The sequence below is a fragment of the Pseudomonas sp. CFBP13508 genome (assembly GCF_005233515.1).
Lineage (GTDB): Bacteria > Pseudomonadota > Gammaproteobacteria > Pseudomonadales > Pseudomonadaceae > Aquipseudomonas > Aquipseudomonas mercuritolerans.
On record NZ_QFZZ01000004.1, the window covers coordinates 423,416 to 442,277 of the forward strand.

Below are 18,862 nucleotides of genomic sequence, written 5' to 3' on the forward strand. Positions count from 1 at the left end.
GTCACCCAAAATGTTGAATGTGACGACGCCTTCGCGAGCAAGCTCGCTCCCACAGGTTCGGTGTTGGATCTTTAAGCCTCGGTGAGGTACCACCGCCAATCCTGCTCACCCACTTCAGCCATGAACTGCCGATACTCGGCACGCTTCACCGCCAGATACACCCCAAGGAATTCCTGGCCCAACGCCTCCCGTGCCCACTGTGAATTTTCCAGCGCTTGTAGCGACGTCAGCCAATCGGTCGGCAGCAGTTCTTTCGCCTGCGCATAACCATTGCCCTCGACCGGTGCCCCCGGATCCAGCTCTTCACGGATGCCGCGATGAATGCCGGCGAGGATCGCTGCCGCTGCCAGATAAGGGTTGGCATCGGCGCCGCAGATGCGGTGTTCGATGTGTCGTGTCGGCGCCGGCCCGCCGGGTACGCGCAGGCTGACGGTGCGGTTGTCGACGCCCCAGGTCGGCGCCAGTGGCGCGTAGCTGTTGGCCTGGAAACGCCGGTAAGAGTTGGCGTTGGGGCAGAACAGCAGCAGCGAATCCAGGAGAGATGCGAGCATGCCGCCGATCGCCGTGCGCAACAGCGGTGTGCCGGCCGGGTCTTCAGAAGCGAACAAATTACGCCCCTCGGCATCGGCCAGGCTGACGTGCATGTGCATGCCGGTGCCGGCCAGATCATCGAACGGCTTGGCCATGAACGTCGCCTGCATGCCGTGCTTGTGCGCCACGCCTTTGACCAGACGCTTGTAGCGCACCGCCTGATCCATCGCCTCCAGCGCATCGCCGTGTTCAAGGGTGATTTCCACTTGCCCCGGGGCGTACTCGGAGATCGCTGTGCGCGCCGGAATGCCGTGCAGTTTGCAGGCGCCGTAGAGGTCGGCGAGGAATGGCTCGATCTGCTCCAGCTCGCGCAAACCGTAGACTTGCGTGTGTCGCGGTCGTCCGCCGTCAGCGTCCAGCGCCGGTTGCGGGCGGCCGTTGTGGTCGCGTTTGGCGTCGAGCAGATAGAACTCCAGCTCGCAGGCCATGATCGGGTGATAGCCCTCGGCCTTGAGCCCGTCGATCACCTTGATCAGCAGGTGCCGAGGGTCAGCGATGCTCGCCGGCAGGCCCTCGGTCGGGTGCATGCTGACCTGCACGGCGGCGGTCGGAATCTGTCGCCACGGCAAGCGCACCAGACTGCCTTGCAGCGGATAGGCGCGGCAGTCGATGTCGCCAACGTCCCAGACCAGTCCGGAGTTCTCGACGTCCTCGCCTTGTACGGTCAGGCCAAGGATGGTGCTCGGCAATGGCCGGCCGCTTCCGTACACGGCGAGCAGTTCTTCGCGGTGCAACAGCTTGCCGCGCGGCACGCCGTTGGCGTCGAGGATGAACAGTTCGATCATGTCGATATCGGGGTTCTGTTCGAGGAACAGGCGTGCTTCTTCGATGGCTGCGAATTTCATGGCAAATCACTCACGGTGGCGCCGCACAGGCGCGCAGATTCGGCCGGACACGACGCGACAAAAAGGCGTGAGTGTCCCGGCAGGGATATCAGGAAAATCGGGAAATTGACTGTCGCGGTTTCAGCTCACGCGATCAGGCAGGAATGGCGATATCCGGCGGGCGTGCGGAGTGACGCAGCTTGGAACGGCGCAGGGCCATGGGCAGATTGACGATGCGGTTCATACGCGGCCCCTGTTGCAGTGGGCGCGTACAGCAGAGACGTGCAACCTTTGCGGTTGTTGTGGTGACGTACTCATAACGCGTGTTTCCGTTGGCGGAAAGCGTCGGCGGCGGGGCAGGCCCGGCGACCGTTGTGCCCGGATAGTAAGGGGGAATTTGCGCGCGTGTAAATGGAAGATTCGTCGGTGGCGCGTTCCGGCGTTTGGGCTGATTGACCGAGTTGCCTTTTTCGCGAGCAGGCTCGCTCCCACAGGAGAGTGCATTTCCACTGTTTTCGCGAGCAGACTCGCTTCCGCAGGAGAGTGCATTTCAACTGTGGGAGCGAGCCTGCTCGCGAATGGCCGCACCTCGGTCCCGAGCGGACGCGCCGGGCCATGTCGTTGCTTGCCGCTGAGCCATTCAGCGCAGCACGTAATCGTCCGGCTCTGGCGCGGGCGGCAACGGCGAGACGCCGAGTTCGTAAAGCACATCGCGCTCCAGGGTACGCACCAGCGCATCGGTCGGCAGATCGTTTTCATCGCGGCCGAACGGGTCTTCGAGTTCATCGGCAATCGCGTCGAAGCCGAAAAAGGTGTAGCTGACAATTGCCGTGAACAGCGGCGTCAACCAACCCAGCGATTGCGCCATGGCGAACGGCAGCAACAGGCAGAACAGGTAGATGGTGCGGTGCAGCAGCAGGGTGTAAGGGAAGGGCAGTGGCGTGTTCTTGATGCGGTCGCACACGGCCTGGGCCTGGCTCAGGCAGGTCAGGTGATTGGCCAGTAATTGATAACGCCATGGCGATAGCACACCGGCCGTTTCCAGCTCGGAACACTGGCGCCCGACCTGATGAATGATCTGGCCGCAGTGATCCGGCGCGGACCCATCGATCGGCGGGCTGACCCAGTCGGCACTGGCCTGCTCCTCACTGTCTCCACGCAACCGCGCATTCAGCGCGTGGGCGAAACCGCACAGGTTGCGCAACAGTTGCCCACGCAGGCGCGAGTCATCGATGCCTTGGGTTTCGCGCATCACCGCGCGCACCCGCAACAGCACCTCGCCCCAGGCCTTGCGGCCCTCGTACCAACGGTCGTAACAGGCGTTGTTGCGAAAGCTCAGGAAAATCGACAGCGACAGGCCGAGCAGGGTGAACGGTGTCGAATTGATCTGCGCGAAGTAGCTCGGCACCAGTAGTTCGATCAGCACAATCGCCGCCGCCAGCAGTGTCAGCATCAAGGTACGCACGGCGATGCGTTTGGCGATCGAGCCTCGGAGGGTGAACAGCACGGCGAACTGATTGGGTCTCGGTCTGACGATCATCTCGCGGTCCCGGTTGCGCGGCGAATCAGCCGCCGGTCATGTTCATGAAACGCACCACTTGCACGTCGTCGTTGACTTCGAAGTTGTGTCGATACGGCTTGAGTTTCATCGCCTCGATGATCGCGTTTTCCAGACGTTCCGGGTGGCCCGGATGGGCGCGCAACACCGCTTTGAGGTCCATCGAATGCTCGTTGCCCAGGCACAGCAGCAAGCGACCTTCGACGGTCAGGCGCACGCGGTTGCAGGTGCCGCAGAAGTTGTGGCTGTGCGGTGAAATGAAGCCCAGGCGAATGTTCGGTGCTTCGGCCACGCGCCAGTAGCGCGACGGCCCCTGCGTCGATTCGGTCGAGTCGATCAGGGTAAAACGTTCGGCGATGCGTTCGCGTACTTGCGCGCTGGAGTAGAAGGATTCGGCGCGGCTGTGTTCGGCGATCGCGCCCAGCGGCATCTCTTCGATGAAGGAAATATCCAGATCACGCTCGATGGCGAAACTGACCAGATCGTTGATCTCGTGATCGTTGCGGCCCTGCATCACCACGCAATTGAGCTTGGTACGGGTGAAACCGGCGGCACGCGCGGCATCGATGCCGTCGATGACCTGCGCCAGATCGCCAGTGCGGGTCAGCTCTTTGAAGCGCTGCGGATCGAGACTGTCGAGGCTGATGTTCAGGCGCTTGACCCCAGCGTCGAACAGCGGCTGGGCCAGTCGGCCCAATTGTGAGCCGTTGGTGGTCAGGCATAGTTCGCGCAGGCCGGGCAGGGCGGCGATCTGTTCGCAAAGTTGCACGACACCAGGCCGGATCAGCGGCTCGCCACCCGTGAGGCGGATCTTGCGCGTGCCGAGGGCAACGAAGCTTTGCGCTACCTGGAACAGCTCTTCGAGGGTGAGGATCTGCTGGCGCGGCAGGAACTGCATGTCCTCGGCCATGCAATAGACGCAGCGAAAATCGCAGCGGTCGGTGACCGACAGGCGCAGATAATCCACGCGGCGGTTGTGACCATCGATCAATTCACGCTGTGTCATGGGCTCGCCTCGTGGATGTGGAGCGCCGTCAGCGGGCGCAGATCGCGCAGGGTAGGCTGCACTCGCCATGCCGTCCAATCACTCTGGCTGACCGAGTGATTGACGGCGTCGATGATGCCTTACGGTGCGCCAAACATTGCCGTCCAGTAAATGCCGGCGTTGCTTTTCGGATCGGTCGCGTAGGCGGCGCCCAGTTCCTGATATTGCGGGTTCATCAGATTGGCGCAATGCCCGGGGCTGGCGAGCCAGCCGTCAACGACCTTGCCGACGGTGTCTTGCCCGGCGGCGATGTTCTCGCCGACCAGTTGCCCACTGTAACCGGACAGCTCGGCGCGGTCGCCTGGCGTGCGGCCGTCGCGGTCCTTGTGGTCGAGGTAGTTATTATTGGCCATGTCGCGGCTGTGATCCTGGGCAACGGTGCCCAGCGTGGCATTCCACGCCAGCGGTGCTGCCGCCGCGAAGGACTGCCCGCCGCACTGGCGCGCCTGGCTGCGCGCGGTATTGAGTTGCGCCAGCAGCTTTTGCCCTTCGCTTTGTGCATCGCCGAGTTTCGCCGTCAGCAACGGCCGCGCGAGAACGATGCGCCAGTCGCGGTCGACACGGTTGACGCCGATATCGACAAACTGCGGGTCGAGCACCACCTGGCAGAAGCTTTCCTTGATCGCCTGCATCGCCGCCGCTGCATCGCGCGGGCCGTTGAGGGTGATCGCCTGCACGTTGACCATCGGGTAGTGGGCGCTGGTCATGGCCTGCTGCAGATCGACCGAGCCGCTGGCAGGCAGGCGCAGACGTGGATCGGCCGACAGCGGTGGCAACTCGTTCGATGCCTGCGTGCCGCAACGCTGCGGCTGGCTGCGATAGCTGTTGATCGACTCGATCAATTGCAGTTCATCGGCAGCCAGCGCCGAGGTGGCGAACACCACGCCCAGCGACAGTGCGGCACAACGCAAAACGGACGGCATGAAGCGCATGGAAATCTCCCTTGAGCTGAATGCGCCCATGATGCGCGAAAGGCCCCCGGTGAGTGAATGTGTTTTTCTTTGCGGCGGATTTTTTCTGCGCTGGTGTGCCCGCGCATTTGCTCGCTACACTCTGCGAAGACCCCGCAAACCGGGCGTCTCACCGACGTAACATCTTGCCCCGGGCGGGCGCTGACGGAAGAACCGACATGGGATCGAAAGGCTTGGCGGGCGGTTTGTTGTGGATCTTTTTGACCGGCGCGGCATGGGCCGGGGCGCAGGCGCCGATCGAGGCCAAGGCCGAACAGAAAGCCGAGGTGCTGGAGGAGAAGGCGGCGGATAAAGTCAGTGCTGCGCCGGCGCCGAAATCCGAAGCCATCACCCCCACCGAAGCGCAGGCGGTAGACCCGGCCGGCGCCGCGCCGCTCGACGATCCGCTGACCTGTCTGGCGCGCAGCATCTATTGGGAAGCCAAGGGCAAGGACACCCCGGAAATGGAAGCCGTCGCCAGTGTGGTGATGAATCGCCTCGGCCACGACGGCTTTCCCGACACGGTGTGCGCGGTGGTCAAGCAAGGATCGGAAACCGGCAATTGCCAGTTTTCCTGGTGGTGCGATGGCAAGCCCGATCAGGTCAAGGAAGACGCCGAATACGCGCTGGCCAAGGAAATCGCCGGCAAGGCGTTGAACCGTCAGCTCAAGGACCGCACGCGCGGTGCCCTGTATTTTCACGATCGCGGCGTGCACCCGAGCTGGGCCAAGGCCTATCGCAACACGGCGCAGACCGGCAGGTTCCTGTTCTACAAACCCGCCGGCGGCGACGCGCGCTAACTGGCGTGGGTGTTGAGAATGCTCGCCACCTGTTGCGGCTGGCAGTTCAGATACGGTGACTTTTGCAGCCAGCGCTGATCCGGATACCAGGAAAACATGAACTGGCCGTTTTTCAGGCGATCGATCACCTGTTTGGCGATCTGCGGCCGTACGGCGGGGCAACCCTGACTGCGGCCGATACGCCCCTGACGCTTGCTCCACAGCGGGTTCACATAACTTGCGGCATGAATCACGATCGCGCGATCACGGGCCAGATCATTGAAACCGGGTTCCAGACCATCCATGCGCAGCGAATAGCCGTGAGTACCTTCGTAGCTTTCCTGAGTGCGGAACAGACCGAGGCTGGACTGATAACTGCCTTCGCGATTGGAAAACTGCGTGGCGAAGTTTTCCCCGGAGTTCGAACCGTGGGCAACCAGATCACGCAGCACCAGTTTCTTTTTGCTCAGATCGAAGATCCACAGGCGGCGTTCGGTGGACGGTTGCGAATAATCGATGATCGCCAGATGCCGCGAGGGTTTCGCGCCGTTGTTGACCGCGCATTGCATGGCGTTCAATGCACCTTTGAGCGCCTGGGGATTGAGTTCCGGCGCGGCGTGGGCGAGGCTGTTGTAGAGAACCGGCGATGGCTTGCCGGCGGCAAATACTGGGCTGGTCACGGCGACAAGGGTCGCGGTGCTCAACAGAAGTCGGCGCAAAAACGTCAACATTTTATAAAGTGTCCTCAACTTGCTACATAAACGGCACTTTGGCTCCTGACTCCCAGTCAATACCCGCAGGCTCGCGGTTCGAGCCTGACTGTTCAGCGCACCTGATGTAAGGTTGACCGTCATCTGGACGGCCATGGATTGGAGTAAAGCAGTTGTTCAAAAAGTACGCATGCTACTTGAGCATTTGTTTGCTCGCTGCGCCGTTTGTCGCTTGCGCCGATGAGCCGCTGCCCCCGCTCGAAACCCTGCCGACGCCTGAAACGCAATTGCCGGTCGAGCCGCGCAGCCCGTTGCAGGCGGTTTTGATCAGCCTGGCGCAGTCGTGCCCGGCCATTGCTCCGCGTCTCAATGGCCCGGCGTTGAGCCAATTGCAGGCGTTTTATGAACAGCAGGACTGGATGCCGGTGTGGGCGAGTGAGTCGGCACGCTTGCCGGCATTGCGCGCGCAATTGCAGCTGTTGGCCGATGATGGGTTGAATCCGAATCGCTATGCGGTCGCGACGACACCGCCGCAGGATGGCGAGCTGTGCGCCGACATCGACATCAGCCGCAACTATTTGCAGGCCTTGCAGGATCTGCATTACGGCCGTCTGTTGCAATCGCATTTCGAACCGCTGTGGCGTGTCGACGGCCCGCCGACCGACCGTCAGGCGCAATTGCTCAGCATTGCTGTGCCGGGCATGAACGATATTGCTACGGCGTTCGACCTGGCGCGTCCGCATCTGCCGCAATATCAAAGCCTGCGTCAGCTGTATGCCGCGCAACGCTTGCAAGCCTTGCCGCAATGGCAGCCGGTGGGCAACGGCCCGCTGCTGCGTCCGGCGATGGAAGACCCGCGCGTGCCGGAACTGGCCCGTCGTCTGTATAGCGAAGGCTATCTGCCACACGCACTGGTGCCGCCGGACAACGCCTACGATGACGTGTTGGTGGAAGCGGTGAAGCACTTTCAGGCCAGCCATTCGTTGCAGGCTGACGGCGTGGTCGGGCCGGGCACCATTGCCGAGCTGAACATCAGCCCGCTGACCCGCCGCGATCAGTTGCGGGTCAATCTCGAACGTTTCCGCTGGATGGCCCAGGACATAGAGCCCAGCGGGCTGGTGGTCAACGTGGCCGCCGCTGAGCTGACGCTGTATCAGGGCGGCCAACCGGTGTGGCAGACCCGCACCCAAGTTGGCCGCGCCGAACGCCAGACGCCGCTGCTCAAATCCCGCGTCACCCGGCTGACGCTGAATCCGACCTGGACCGTACCGCCGACCATCTGGAAAGAAGACAAGCTGCCGGAAATCCGCAAGGACCAGACTTTCCTCAGCCGCCAGAACCTGCAAGTGCTCGATGCCAACGGCCAGCCTTTGGCAGCGGCGGACATCGACTGGGACAACCCCGGCAACATCCTCCTGCGTCAGGACGCCGGCCCGCGCAATCCGCTGGGGCAAATGGTCATCCGTTTCCCCAACCCGTTCTCGGTCTACCTGCACGACACGCCGAGCAAGGCGCTGTTCGACAAAGGCCCACGGGCGTTCAGCTCCGGTTGTGTGCGCGTCGAGCACCCGCTGCAACTGCGCGATCTGCTGCTGTCCCCGGCGGAAAAAGCTCGCACCGAGACTTTGCTGGCAAGCGGCACCACCCATGAATTTCGCCTGTCGGCGCCGGTGCCGATCCTGATGACCTACTGGACGGCGCAAGTCGACAGCAGCGGCCATGTGCGTTATGCGCCGGACATCTACAGCCACGACAGCGCATTGCTGGCGGGGCTGGATCGGGCGCATTGAGTCCGGCACCAGCACGGCAGTCAAAGATCTGAGTTCGATGAGTGATTTCAGGTCGACGAATCCCGTACAAACACCTCGGTCAGTCCCCTCTCCCTCGGGAGAGGGCTAGGGTGAGGGGCCGATTTCAAGCCGAACCCATTACTCAAAATCTCACCGCCTCAGCTCCTCCACCAACCACGGCAAAAGCTCCTCACACGAGCCTTCAATTTTCAAATCGAGCAGATCATCCGCCCGGGTCTTGCCCAGATTGATCGCCATCAACGGCTTGCCACGCTCGGCAATCACCCGACACAAGCGAAACGCCGAATACGCCATCAACGACGATCCCACCACCAGCAAACCCGCCGCATTCTCGGCAGCGGCCAGCGCCCGCGCTGCCGTCGGCTGCGCCACGTTCTCGCCGAAAAACACCACATCCGGTTTCATCCGCTCACCCGCGCAATGCGGGCACTGCGGTACCTGAAAGCGCGCTTCAAATGCCGGGTCGAGCAAGGTATCGCCATCCGGCGCCTGCACCGCATCAACACCACTCAGGTAGGGATTGTGTGCCTCCATCTGCTGCTGGATCGCATCGCGCTCGCTGCGTTGCCCGCAATCCAGGCAGAGCACTCGGTGCAGGCTGCCGTGCAGTTCGATCACATCGTGGCTGCCGGCCTGATCGTGCAAGGTGTCGACGTTCTGCGTGATCAAAGCGCTGATCCGGCCACGCTGTTGCAACGTCGCCAGCGCCTCATGCGCGGCATTCGGTCGGGCCTGACGCACGCGCGGCCAGCCGAGCATCGCTCGCGCCCAGTAGCGCCGGCGTGATTCCGAGGCTGCGAGAAACTCCTGATACATCATCGGCTGCCGCCCACGACGCACGCCGTCGCTGTCGCGATAGTCCGGAATGCCCGATGGCGTGCTGATGCCGGCGCCGGTCAATATCAGGAATTTATCGTCGGCCATGGCCTGCAACAGCGTATCGAGATGTTCGCGGATCGGACTATCGAGCATGCTCAGCACTCCAGAATGGGCAGTGCTGGCAGGTTAGCACGCGATCCGCACGGGTTACTTGCGCGCCTCCAGAATCAGGTTGAACGGCGTCTGCGTGGCGCGGCGGAACTGCTTGAACCCGGCCTCGACAAAGACTTTGCGCAGGCGCATTTCCCCAGCCTGCGCACCGAGCCCGAGGCCGACTTCCTGGGACAGCGAATTGGGCGTGCAGATAAACGTCGAGGCGGCGTAGAACAGGCGCCCGACCGCGTTGAGATTGTCGTCCAGTTTGTCGTTGGCGAACGGTTCCACCAGCAACACCGTGCCATCGTCTTTCAGCGACTCATAAGCGTGGCGGGCGGCGCCGACCGGGTCGCCCATGTCGTGCAGGCAGTCGAAAAAGCAGATCAGGTCGTAGTCGCCGCCGGGATAGTTTTTCGCCGTGCCCTCGAAAAATCTGGCGCGATTGCCCACGCCACCTTCTTCGGCGCGTTGCGTGGCGACGGTGACTGACGGCGCATGGAAGTCGAAGCCGACAAACTGCGATTTCGGAAACGCCTGGGCCATGATCACCGTCGAGGCGCCGTGGCCGCAGCCGATGTCGGCAACTTTGGCGCCGCGTTCCAGCTTCGCCACCACGCCGTCCAGGGCCGGAAGCCATTCGGCAATCAGGTGACCTTTGTAGCCGGGGCGGAAGAAGCGTTCGGTGCCGCTGAACATGCACGGGTGGTGATCGCCCCACGACAAGGCGCCATTGCCGCGCATGGCCTTGACCAGTTTGTCCTTGTCATGGAAAAACGACGCCACCACGCCGAGACCGCCAGCGACGTACACCGGCGAATCCTCCACTGCCAGCGCCAGTGCCTGCTCTTCGGGCAAACGAAACTGACCGTCAGAGTGTTCCATGTAGCCGGATGCGGCATGGGCGCTGAGCCATTCGCGTACCAGGCGGGGATTGCAGGTGGTTTTTGCTGCGAGGGCTTCGGGGCTGATCGGTTGGCTGTCGGCCATTGCCCGGTACAGACCGAGTTCTTCGCCGACGATGACATTGGCCAGCATCGCCGCGCCGCCCATGTCGTTGACCAGTTTGCCCATGAATTCGTTGAGCTTCGCCTCATTCATCACGTGTGCTCCTGAAACAGGATCACCGTCCGGCGGCGTTGAATGTCGAGGCAGGCGCCACCGGGCGGTGGTCACGGATTGGGGCAGGGCACAGCAGACGTCCTGCGGCCCCCTCGACTGGGTAATGAATGAGTCTAGTCTTCTTTTGCTCAATCAGTGCCCAGCCATCGGGGCGGGAACGGGTGCTGACGATAGAAACTGCGCAGCTGTGTCAGGTCGTGCTCATACCAACAGCGCAGCCATTGTTGATACTGCGCTTGCGCGGCAGTTCGCAGTAATGGTCGGTGCAGGCTGTCATGGATAGCTTGGGCGGCCTGCATGCCGCTCATCAACGCCTTGAGCACACCGTGCGACGAAGCCGGATCGAGTCGGCATGCAGCATCACCTACGAGAAGGTAGCCGTCACCGGCAACGGTCGCGCTGATGCGCCAGCTTACCTCGGCTCCGCGTATCGTCCCCGATTGCGGTAATGCCTGGAGGTCTTCGGGCAGCATTTGTCTGGACTGCCTGACGGTCTGTAGTGCGTCGGTTTCAAACGCAAGGTGTGTCCAATGGGTCAATTGCGGCCCAATCCGGGCGACCCATGTCCAGCCATCCGTCGTGGCCAGCAGGTGCGGATTGCTCGCGTAGCGGGCCGGCTGACCGTGCAAATATCCACAGCGGGCCACTAACACAGGAGAATCGATTTGCTCTGTCAGGTGCAATTGGCGTCCAAGCCAGCCGGCTGCACCACTGGCATCGATCACGTACGAGGTGTAAAGGCAACCGGCGTCGGCTTCTACGCCGATTACCTGTTGCCCGACCGTGAGAGCGCTGTGCGCCCGACACGGCTGGTATATCTCTACACCCGCTGAAGCGGCTTGCTGTAATAACGCGGCGTCCAGTAGCACGCGGCTGATCTGGAAGCCACGCCACGGGCCAGTTACGTCCGCGCCGAAAGCGTTGAAGCGCGGCGGACCGTTCCAGTGCACCCATTGACCCTCAAAGCGCAGGGTTGACGAGACACAGAGCAGATCGGCGACGCCCAGTTGTCGCAATAACGGTTCGATACCCGGGTGCAGGCTTTCGCCGGGACGGAAGCGGGGAAACGCCTGACGCTCGAGCAAAGCCACGCGCAGTCCACGGCGGGCACAGCTGATGGCGCTCGCACAGCCCGCAGGTCCTGCGCCGACCACTACGACATCAAAGTGTTTCAACCGCGACCTGCCAGGGGCCTGCATCCTGTTTCATCAGGATGAGATCAGTGCTGACAAACAGCAGGACCTGACGCTCGACCTCGACGTGACGCAACTTGAAATCATCATCGGCAATGCTGACGGCTCCGCGCTTGTACATCGAAAAACGCTGCACCCACCCCTCAAGGGCAACGCCGGCTTGCTGCTGTGCGTTGTCGAGTTCGTTGTCTGGTCGCTGCACCTCCAGAAACGACAGCAGTGGCCAGGCATTGCGCCGGGCATTGTCCCTGTCAGCACCAAGCGCGCGGTAAACCCTGTACATCGAGACGACGCGTCTTTCATACGCCGTTTGCGAGGTGTGGCCGGTCAGGCGCAGAGAAAACCGGCCTTGCAGGGCGACCTGTGTGTAATCGGCGTGGACGTAGGCGTGGTACTGGGCAAACAGGCGATTGTCTTCAACGATCAGTTGCGGGCCGCGCTGGTCGTCCCAGGCAATGGCGCCGCCCTGGCCGATTTCCTTGTCGGTCAACGGAATGATGGTGTGCAGGCTTGAGCGTGGTTCGAAGACTCGCGCCGAGTCCGGTGCCACCCCCGGCCAAAAGGAGCCCAGCGCCGCGCATATTTTTGCGTCCTCGGGAAACGGGCTTGCCATCTGATAGCCGGCCAACACGTTGATCCATTGCGCATCCGGGGTTTTCTGCCGAACCCATCCTACCTCCCAGCCCGGGCCGAAAACTCCGGCAGCGCCGTCAGGCAGCGAGGAGGGTCGTGGACTTGGTGCGGGCGGGATTTGTGACAGATCGCGCGGGCACGGTTCAGCCGAGGCGACAATCGCCGTCACCCCTCGGTCCGTATGCGAGAACAATTGATCCTCGAGATTCAGGTTGGCGCAGTACCGCACGTTCGAAAGTGCTTCGAGGCGGGCGTGCCAGACGTCGGAGTCAGGCAAAAGCGGCTCTTCGCGGACCCAGTGCAACAGTTTGCGCTGGCTGCACAATGGGTAAAAATCCGGAGGACCGATAATCGAATAAGCGGCCACCGTCGGCAGAAGGTCGTTGAGTGCCGGGCAATCTGGCCGGACCCAGCCGTCGGCGGTTGCGTCCTGATAATGCAGAGCCTCATAACCACCTTGTCGAACCAGTGCTTCGACATCTGCACGGTCGTTCAGGTTTTCGATGCTGCCATCTGCGTTGACCTTGTGCCGACCATGCACCATGCCAGCGGTGTTGGCTGGCATTAGAAACGTCAGCGGTCGGCCGTCGATCTGGGCGGGTTCGACCAGTCGCGCTTTCGACTGTGGGACCAACAGACCCGCGCCCAATTCATCGGCTGGCGCCCAGTCGGCCAGATTTTCGGTCACGACAAAGGGTGCCTGGCTGATTTGCGGTTCCTCCCAGCCAGTGCCGCTGTGACGTAAATGGATATGCCGCAACTTCTCGTTGATCTGATGGTTTTCCAGCGTTACCGACAATTCCATGCCCGCCAGACACTGGTCCCCATCGAACAGTTTGTGCAGCGGCACCCAGAAGTCCAGCTCTGGATCGACTTCAGCCTGAAAGTCCATGGGGCCGAAGCGCTGCGCATCGCCGCGCAACTGCATGGCAATGTAGGCGCTGTAGCGCACCGGCATGACCCGAATGCCATGCACGTCGTCGTCGACAAATGGCAAAAAGCATCGCTGTCTGGCGTCATATCGGGCGGGCGCGGTGCCGACGCGGGCAATGCCGGTGCGCGAAAAGCACAGGTCGGCGTGTCGGCCGTGCACGGTGTCGGCGGCGCAGCGATATTCACTGGCAAAAGCGACCACCGCCAAAGGTGCGCCTGCGGCGGTCAGCCGCAGTTGATCGAAAGTGGGCGGGGCGATGCTGTAGACATAGTTCAGCACGGTTTCGATTTCGCCCGGCGTCGGAAACAGCAGCAGATCTGTTCCGGTTTCATCGACGGTCACTCGCGGTGACGCCAGTGCGTGATAAAGCAGACTGCGCGAGGGCACCGCTGCTTCGATTGCGCGCGTTCCGTCAGGGGCGAAATCTTCGAATCCGCTCAGGTTGCGGTCAATCTTCATCGGCCGCACAAGTTCGGCTGCCAGTGGCTCCGCAAGCAGATCAAGGCCATGGGCCAACATCAGCGAATGCCAGCCGCCGGGGGCCAACCGGCGACACACGTGTGTGACGGATTCGAGCAGAGTCATGGCTGATCCTCGTTACGGTTCGCGAGCCGTCATCAGACAGCACAAGGCTGATGCCCCGCTACTGTCAGGTCTGACAGTAGCGGGGCGTCTGGACATGCATAACCATAGGGGCCTTTGCCTGGGCGCAACAGTCGGGAGATTCCGACGAGGTTGTAGGCAGATGCCTGCTGTTTGGATGGAAACAGCAGGGGGCAGGAGGGAAATTTAAACGGTGGCTATCAGCCGGGCAGCGGCAACTTCAGCTCAGCGCACAGCCCGCCACCTTCACGATTGCTCAACATCAGCGAGCCACCGAGCGCCAACGCCAATTGCTGGGCGATCGCCAGTCCGAGCCCGGTGCCGCCGGTGTCACGATTGCGCGAGTTTTCCACGCGGTAGAACGGTTCCAGTACCTGCGCCAGTTCGGCCTCGGCGATGCCCGGGCCGCGATCGAGGACTTTCACCGACAGGCTGTTGCCCTGCGCTTCGACCTGCAATTGCGCGGCGCCGGCGAATTTCAGGGCGTTGTCGGTCAGATTCACCAGTACCCGGCGCAGTGCCTGTGGGCGGGTTTCGATCACCGCTTTGCTCTTGCCGCCGAGCTGCACGTCCTTGCCCATGTCCTGATAGTCGAAGACCAGGCTGTCGAGGAACGAGTCGAGATCAGTACGCCGGCTTTCTTCGGTGGCGCCGTGAACGCTGCGAGCGTAAGCCACGCCTTCGCGCACCAGATGTTCGATCTCGCCCAGGTCGCTGCTCAGTTTGTCTTTCTCGACCGAGTCGTCCATGAACTCTGCGCGCAGTTTCATCCGGGTGATCGGCGTTTGCAGGTCGTGGGAAATCGCCGCGAGCAGTTGCATGCGTTCTTTCAGGTAGGCGGCGATGCGCGTCTGCATGGCGTTGAACGCCCGTGCCGCGTGGACAACTTCGGTCGGCCCTTGCTCGTCGAGCTTGATCGGGTGAGCGTTGGGGTCGAGGGTTTCCACCGCGTTGGCGAGGCGGGTGAGGGGACGGATGGCAATGCGCACGGCGAGCCAGGTGCAGAGGATCAGCAACGCCAGTTGGCCGAGCAGCACCACCGGCAACCACGGTGACAACGGCACCATCGCCGGGCGGATATCGATGGTCACCGGGCTGCCGTCGCTCAGGCGCAAGTGGCCCTGGAAATGTTGTCTCGGACCGCCGGGAACTTCGGTAAACACGATTGGATAAGTGTCGCCGATGGCCGCCGTAATCGAGGCGATCGCGACGGACTTTTCAGCCGAGGTCACCGGCATGCCCGGTTCGCCCTCATTGAGCAGGTAGCCATAATTGCGCCGGGCCAGACGCGGCAGCCAGGCCTCGCGTTCGACGGCGGGCAGGCGATCGAGGATGGCCATCGACGTCGAGACGTCGGTTTCGAGGTTGCCGAGCATGGTGCTTTTCGCGCTCTGGTAACGCTCGTAATACTGCGCGCCGAACGACAGGCCCTGCGCCAGAATCAGCCCGATCAGGAATATCAGCGACAGGCGCGAGGCGAGGGTACGCGGCCATTGCAGCTTGAGTTTCATGCCGACGCCCCAAGCAGTTCGACCGGCAGCGAAAACACATAACCTTCACTGCGCACAGTCTTGATGTAGGCCGGTTCGCGGGCATCGTCGAGCAGACGTTGACGCAAGCGGCTCACCAGCAAATCAATGGAGCGATCGAACAGATCGGCCTCGCGGCCCTGGGTCAGGTTGAGCAGTTGATCGCGGCTGAGCACCCGTTGCGGATGGTCGAGGAACACCCGCAGCAGGCGGTATTCGGCGCCGCTGAGGGCAACCATGGTGCCGTCGCTGTCGAGCAGGTGGCGGGCCGAGGTGTCCAGTTGCCAACGACCGAACGCCAGCAGGCGTCCGGCTTCGGTGACCACCAGATTCGGCGGCAGCATGCGCGTGCGGCGCAATACGGCGTTGATCCGCGCCAGCAGTTCGCGGGCGGCGAACGGTTTGGTCAGGTAATCGTCGGCGCCCATTTCCAGGCCGATGATGCGGTCGGTCTCATCGTTGCGCGCGGTGAGCATCAGCACCGGCGTCGCCTTGTGTTTGCCCACGCGCAATTCGCGGCACAACTGCAGGCCATCGTCGCCGGGCATCATGATGTCGAGCACGATCAGGTCGACGGTGTTGGCATCAAGGAAGCTGCGCATCTGCCGGCCATCGGCGACCACTGTCGTACGCAGGCCGTTCTTCTTCAGGTAGTTGCCTACCAGTTCACGGATCTCGCGGTCGTCGTCGACGATGAGAATGTGATCGACATGTTCCATCGGTTCAAGCCTCTGTCAAAAGGGGAATGCCGTGCAGTCTATAGCGCCGTGGAACGCACGCCTGCCTGCCTTTGTATTGCAGTGTATCTGCCCCGACGGCGGATACACGCCGACGCAAAATCACGATTTTTTCGGGGTTTTGTATCGCTGTGTATCTACACACTGCATGGATACACAACGAGTGATTCTCGTCCTTTCCTGACACAGACGCGATACCTCGAAGGCCTCAAATAGGCTCCATCGAGGCACACACAGACCGCCTCGGCTCAAACCCACTGAAGCCTTGAGGACTACACCATGAACAACAAATCCGTATTCGCCGCCTGCCTGTTCGCCGCTCTGAACATCTGCACCCTGTCGGCCCACGCCGAAGCGGACGTCAGCCGGCAAACCTACACCTACGGCACCCATCTGGATATCCAGAAAGTGCTGTCGATGACCGAAGACACCTCGGTGACCTGCGGCATCACCGAGGCGCGCATGACCTACCTCGATTCCGCCGGCAAAACCCGCGAGCTGGATTACAGCAAATTCGCTGACGGCTGCAACAACCAGAACTGAGTCATCCCTACTTTTTCTGCAAGGAGTTTTGCCATGAACAATGTTTCGCGCTTTCTGACCGCAGCAGCCTTCGCCTTCACCGGTGCCGCCGCCCACGCCAACAGTGCTGTGGAGCAGAGCAGTTGCGCCAGCAGCACCTGCTTCCAGCTGACCACCGTGGCGAAGGAGGGTAGCGATGCCTTGATCGCCGCTGACGGCTCCAGCCGCACACCGCAGGGGCAGATGGTTGCCGCTGATGGTTCCAGCCGCACACCGCAGGGCCAGATGGTTGCCGCTGATGGTTCCAGCCGCACACCGCAGGGGCAGATGGTCGCCGCTGACGGATCGAGCCGTACACCGCAAGGCCAGATGGTCGCCGCTGATGGTTCCAGCCGTACACCGCAAGGCCAACTGGTCGCGGAAAACGGTACCAGTCGCACGCCTCAAGGGCAGTTGCTCGACGGCCAGACTGCATGAGCCACGGCGTAAATAAAGCGAGCTAGCGAGGGGACGTTTCCCTCGCTGCCCGGTTGTGTGCCCAGCCCCCATTCCAAGGTGACCCCTTATGTACCTCATCGCATTTCTCGGCGGTCTGCTGACCGTTTTCAGTCCGTGCATCCTGCCGGTGGTGCCGTTTCTGTTCGCTGGCGCCAACCGTACCCGTTCCTCGATTTTCCTGACTCTCGCTGGCATGGCGCTGACCTTTGCGCTGATCTCCAGCCTCGCGGTGGTCAGCAGCGAGTGGGTGATCCAGGCCAGCAACACCGGCCGCCACGTCGCCTTGCTGGTCATGGCGCTGTTCGCCCTGTCGCTGATCTCGGCCCGCGTCGGTGACTGGCTGACCAGGCCGTTTGTCGCGCTCGGCAATCGTCTCGATCAGGACACGCGTAAACGTGCCGGACCGATGGGCTCGATCATGCTCGGTGTCGCCACCGGCCTGTTGTGGGCGCCGTGTGCCGGGCCGATCCTTGGGGTGATTCTGACCGGCGCGATGTTGCAAGGCGCCAATGCGCAGACCAGCCTGTTGCTGCTGGCTTACGGCGTCGGCAGTGCCTTGTCGCTGGGCACGTTGATTTTTGCCGGGCGCGGTCTGGTCAATCGGCTGAAACCGTCGATCCCGTTCAGCGGCTGGTTGCGCCGTGGTGCCGGGGTTGCGGTACTTGCTACGGTCGCGGTGATTTCGACGGGCGCCGACAAAACCCTGCTCGCCAATACGTCTTCGGAGGGCGTGGCCAGCGTCGAGAAAAACGTCCTGGAAAACGTGCCGAAAGTGGTCGACTACTTCGTCAGCAAGGTCCGCGCCGATTCGATGATGGACGAGGCCCAGGGCGCGATGCCATCGCTGTCGGGGGCTGTGCAATGGCTCAACTCACCGGAACTCAGCGCCGAATCCCTGCGCGGCAAAGTGGTGCTGGTGGACTTCTGGACTTACGACTGCATCAACTGCCAGCACACCCTGCCGTATGTCAAAGACTGGGCGCAGAAATATGAGAAGGACGGGCTGGTGGTGATCGGCGTACACACCCCCGAATACGGCTACGAACGCATCATCGACAACGTCAAGGACCAGGTGAAAAAACTCGGCATCACCTACCCGGTAGCGATCGACAACGACTACGCGATCTGGCGCAACTTCAGCAATCAATACTGGCCGGCGCATTACCTGATCGACGCCAAGGGCCAGGTGCGTTACAGCCACTTCGGCGAAGGTCGTTATGCAGAGCAGGAGCAGATGATCAAGCAGTTGCTGGAGGAGGCCAAGGCACCGGCCGCCTGATCAACACAACAATGGCTCATGGGTCGCCGACCCTGAGCCATTGGGCTTTTTCCCTGATTTCTTCCCACGACATGCATCCCATGCTCGCTTCGCGACGTACCGTGTTTCATGAGCTTGACAGATCTTCACCGCTCATCGGCAAAGTGCCGTATTTATAGGGCTGACGGACGATTGGCAAGGACGGCGGCCGGTGCTGGCGCGATAGTGAGCGGGCGAGGTCGTTATCAATCTCGCAACGTCGCCAACACTTATAAAAAGAACAGTGAGGTTGCCATGCCCAAATTCGTGATTGAACGCGAGATTCCAGGCGCAGGGAAGCTGTCAGAGGACGAACTCAAAGCCGTTTCGCAGACTTCCTGTCAGGCACTAAGGGATCTGGGGCCGCAAGTGCAGTGGCTGCAGAGCTATGTGACTGCCGACAAAATCTATTGTGTGTATATCGCTCCCGATGAAGAACAGGTGCGCGAGCACGCCAGGCTCGGCGGTTTCCCGGCCAACAGCGTAGCGCGAGTGGTGCGGGTGATCGATCCGACCACTGCTGAATGACCTGCGTATGAATCTGCCACGGAGCT

17 protein-coding genes are annotated in these 18,862 nt (G+C 61.9%); 6 read left to right on the top strand and 11 right to left on the bottom strand.

Annotated features, from left to right (window positions below):
* Positions 1-71: 71 nt before the first annotated feature.
* The 4 genes from PspCFBP13508_RS14155 to PspCFBP13508_RS14170 form a co-directional block, all read right to left on the bottom strand.
* Positions 72-1,436 (bottom strand): glutamine synthetase family protein, encoded by a 1,365-nt coding sequence (locus PspCFBP13508_RS14155; protein WP_137214865.1) that lies wholly within the window; start codon positions 1,434-1,436, stop codon positions 72-74.
* Between the two features lie 619 nt (positions 1,437-2,055).
* Positions 2,056-2,955, bottom strand: a complete 900-nt coding sequence (locus PspCFBP13508_RS14160) for a bestrophin family protein (RefSeq protein ID WP_137214866.1) — start codon at positions 2,953-2,955, stop codon at positions 2,056-2,058.
* A gap of 25 nt (positions 2,956-2,980) precedes the next feature.
* Positions 2,981-3,979, bottom strand: a complete 999-nt coding sequence (gene moaA / locus PspCFBP13508_RS14165) for a GTP 3',8-cyclase MoaA (protein ID WP_016775169.1) — start codon at positions 3,977-3,979, stop codon at positions 2,981-2,983.
* A 119-nt stretch (positions 3,980-4,098) separates the two neighbouring features.
* On the bottom strand, positions 4,099-4,950 hold the full coding sequence (locus tag PspCFBP13508_RS14170; RefSeq protein ID WP_137214867.1) for a CAP domain-containing protein: 852 nt from the start codon (positions 4,948-4,950) through the stop codon (positions 4,099-4,101).
* A gap of 197 nt (positions 4,951-5,147) precedes the next feature.
* On the opposite strand from PspCFBP13508_RS14170, the gene PspCFBP13508_RS14175 reads away from it, so the two are divergent.
* Entirely contained in the window at positions 5,148-5,768 is a 621-nt protein-coding gene (locus PspCFBP13508_RS14175) for a cell wall hydrolase (protein ID WP_137214868.1), read from the top strand.
* Here the strand turns inward: PspCFBP13508_RS14175 and PspCFBP13508_RS14180 are convergent.
* The gene (locus PspCFBP13508_RS14180; protein WP_016775166.1) at positions 5,765-6,478 is read right to left on the bottom strand and encodes a murein L,D-transpeptidase catalytic domain family protein; all 714 of its coding nucleotides are present in this window, start codon (positions 6,476-6,478) and stop codon (positions 5,765-5,767) included. The genes PspCFBP13508_RS14175 and PspCFBP13508_RS14180 overlap by 4 nt on opposite strands.
* A 152-nt stretch (positions 6,479-6,630) precedes the next feature.
* On the opposite strand from PspCFBP13508_RS14180, the gene PspCFBP13508_RS14185 reads away from it, so the two are divergent.
* A complete protein-coding gene (locus PspCFBP13508_RS14185) occupies positions 6,631-8,247 on the top strand; it encodes a L,D-transpeptidase family protein (RefSeq protein WP_137214869.1) in 1,617 nt (538 codons plus the stop codon).
* 150 nt (positions 8,248-8,397) lie between these two features.
* Here PspCFBP13508_RS14185 and PspCFBP13508_RS14190 read toward each other — a convergent pair whose 3' ends face one another.
* The 6 genes from PspCFBP13508_RS14190 to PspCFBP13508_RS14215 form a co-directional block, all read right to left on the bottom strand.
* Complete coding sequence (locus tag PspCFBP13508_RS14190; RefSeq protein ID WP_137214870.1) at positions 8,398-9,240, bottom strand: NAD-dependent protein deacetylase; 843 nt, start codon at positions 9,238-9,240, stop codon at positions 8,398-8,400.
* Between the two features lie 54 nt (positions 9,241-9,294).
* Positions 9,295-10,341 carry a class I SAM-dependent methyltransferase gene (locus PspCFBP13508_RS14195; protein WP_137214871.1) on the bottom strand — a complete coding sequence of 349 codons (1,047 nt, stop codon included), beginning with the start codon at positions 10,339-10,341 and terminating at the stop codon, positions 9,295-9,297.
* Positions 10,342-10,490: 149 nt separating this feature from the next.
* Positions 10,491-11,561: an NAD(P)/FAD-dependent oxidoreductase gene (locus PspCFBP13508_RS14200; protein WP_241669517.1), complete on the bottom strand. Its 1,071-nt coding sequence runs from the start codon at positions 11,559-11,561 to the stop codon at positions 10,491-10,493.
* Entirely contained in the window at positions 11,524-13,707 is a 2,184-nt protein-coding gene (locus PspCFBP13508_RS14205; RefSeq protein ID WP_137214873.1) for a hypothetical protein, read from the bottom strand. Before PspCFBP13508_RS14205 ends, PspCFBP13508_RS14200 begins: the two co-directional genes overlap by 38 nt.
* 218 nt (positions 13,708-13,925) lie before the next feature.
* Positions 13,926-15,236 carry a HAMP domain-containing sensor histidine kinase gene (locus tag PspCFBP13508_RS14210; protein WP_137214874.1) on the bottom strand — a complete coding sequence of 437 codons (1,311 nt, stop codon included), beginning with the start codon at positions 15,234-15,236 and terminating at the stop codon, positions 13,926-13,928.
* Complete coding sequence (locus tag PspCFBP13508_RS14215) at positions 15,233-15,973, bottom strand: response regulator (RefSeq protein ID WP_039762337.1); 741 nt, start codon at positions 15,971-15,973, stop codon at positions 15,233-15,235. The genes PspCFBP13508_RS14210 and PspCFBP13508_RS14215 overlap by 4 nt, the downstream gene beginning before the upstream one ends.
* 297 nt (positions 15,974-16,270) lie before the next feature.
* Between PspCFBP13508_RS14215 and PspCFBP13508_RS14220 the strand changes: the two genes are divergently transcribed.
* The 4 genes from PspCFBP13508_RS14220 to PspCFBP13508_RS14235 all read left to right on the top strand — a co-directional run bounded on the left by PspCFBP13508_RS14220 (position 16,271) and on the right by PspCFBP13508_RS14235 (position 18,836).
* Positions 16,271-16,534, top strand: coding sequence for a DUF2790 domain-containing protein (locus PspCFBP13508_RS14220; protein WP_016775158.1), 264 nt, complete (start codon positions 16,271-16,273; stop codon positions 16,532-16,534).
* Between the two features lie 33 nt (positions 16,535-16,567).
* Positions 16,568-16,990 (top strand): hypothetical protein, encoded by a 423-nt coding sequence (locus PspCFBP13508_RS14225; protein ID WP_137214875.1) that lies wholly within the window; start codon positions 16,568-16,570, stop codon positions 16,988-16,990.
* An 88-nt stretch (positions 16,991-17,078) separates the two neighbouring features.
* A complete protein-coding gene (locus PspCFBP13508_RS14230) occupies positions 17,079-18,290 on the top strand; it encodes a cytochrome c biogenesis protein DipZ (RefSeq protein WP_137214876.1) in 1,212 nt (403 codons plus the stop codon).
* A gap of 273 nt (positions 18,291-18,563) precedes the next feature.
* Positions 18,564-18,836 (top strand): DUF4242 domain-containing protein, encoded by a 273-nt coding sequence (locus PspCFBP13508_RS14235; RefSeq protein WP_137214877.1) that lies wholly within the window; start codon positions 18,564-18,566, stop codon positions 18,834-18,836.
* Positions 18,837-18,862 lie beyond the last annotated feature (26 nt).

What these genes read in the sequence shown, in the direction of transcription:
- PspCFBP13508_RS14225 (WP_137214875.1), top strand. Translation starts at nt 16,568, where the DNA reads ATGAACAATGTTTCGCGCTTTCTGACCGCAGCAGCCTTCGCCTTCACC.
- PspCFBP13508_RS14200 (WP_241669517.1), bottom strand. Translation starts at nt 11,561, where the DNA reads ATGCAGGCCCCTGGCAGGTCGCGGTTGAAACACTTTGATGTCGTAGTG.
- PspCFBP13508_RS14210 (WP_137214874.1), bottom strand. Translation starts at nt 15,236, where the DNA reads ATGAAACTCAAGCTGCAATGGCCGCGTACCCTCGCCTCGCGCCTGTCG.
- PspCFBP13508_RS14205 (WP_137214873.1), bottom strand. Translation starts at nt 13,707, where the DNA reads ATGACTCTGCTCGAATCCGTCACACACGTGTGTCGCCGGTTGGCCCCC.
- PspCFBP13508_RS14220 (WP_016775158.1), top strand. Translation starts at nt 16,271, where the DNA reads ATGAACAACAAATCCGTATTCGCCGCCTGCCTGTTCGCCGCTCTGAAC.
- PspCFBP13508_RS14160 (WP_137214866.1), bottom strand. Translation starts at nt 2,955, where the DNA reads ATGATCGTCAGACCGAGACCCAATCAGTTCGCCGTGCTGTTCACCCTC.
- PspCFBP13508_RS14180 (WP_016775166.1), bottom strand. Translation starts at nt 6,478, where the DNA reads ATGTTGACGTTTTTGCGCCGACTTCTGTTGAGCACCGCGACCCTTGTC.
- PspCFBP13508_RS14175 (WP_137214868.1), top strand. Translation starts at nt 5,148, where the DNA reads ATGGGATCGAAAGGCTTGGCGGGCGGTTTGTTGTGGATCTTTTTGACC.
- PspCFBP13508_RS14230 (WP_137214876.1), top strand. Translation starts at nt 17,079, where the DNA reads ATGTACCTCATCGCATTTCTCGGCGGTCTGCTGACCGTTTTCAGTCCG.
- PspCFBP13508_RS14170 (WP_137214867.1), bottom strand. Translation starts at nt 4,950, where the DNA reads ATGCGCTTCATGCCGTCCGTTTTGCGTTGTGCCGCACTGTCGCTGGGC.
- PspCFBP13508_RS14190 (WP_137214870.1), bottom strand. Translation starts at nt 9,240, where the DNA reads ATGCTCGATAGTCCGATCCGCGAACATCTCGATACGCTGTTGCAGGCC.
- PspCFBP13508_RS14215 (WP_039762337.1), bottom strand. Translation starts at nt 15,973, where the DNA reads ATGGAACATGTCGATCACATTCTCATCGTCGACGACGACCGCGAGATC.
- PspCFBP13508_RS14195 (WP_137214871.1), bottom strand. Translation starts at nt 10,341, where the DNA reads ATGAATGAGGCGAAGCTCAACGAATTCATGGGCAAACTGGTCAACGAC.
- moaA (WP_016775169.1), bottom strand. Translation starts at nt 3,979, where the DNA reads ATGACACAGCGTGAATTGATCGATGGTCACAACCGCCGCGTGGATTAT.
- PspCFBP13508_RS14155 (WP_137214865.1), bottom strand. Translation starts at nt 1,436, where the DNA reads ATGAAATTCGCAGCCATCGAAGAAGCACGCCTGTTCCTCGAACAGAAC.
- PspCFBP13508_RS14235 (WP_137214877.1), top strand. Translation starts at nt 18,564, where the DNA reads ATGCCCAAATTCGTGATTGAACGCGAGATTCCAGGCGCAGGGAAGCTG.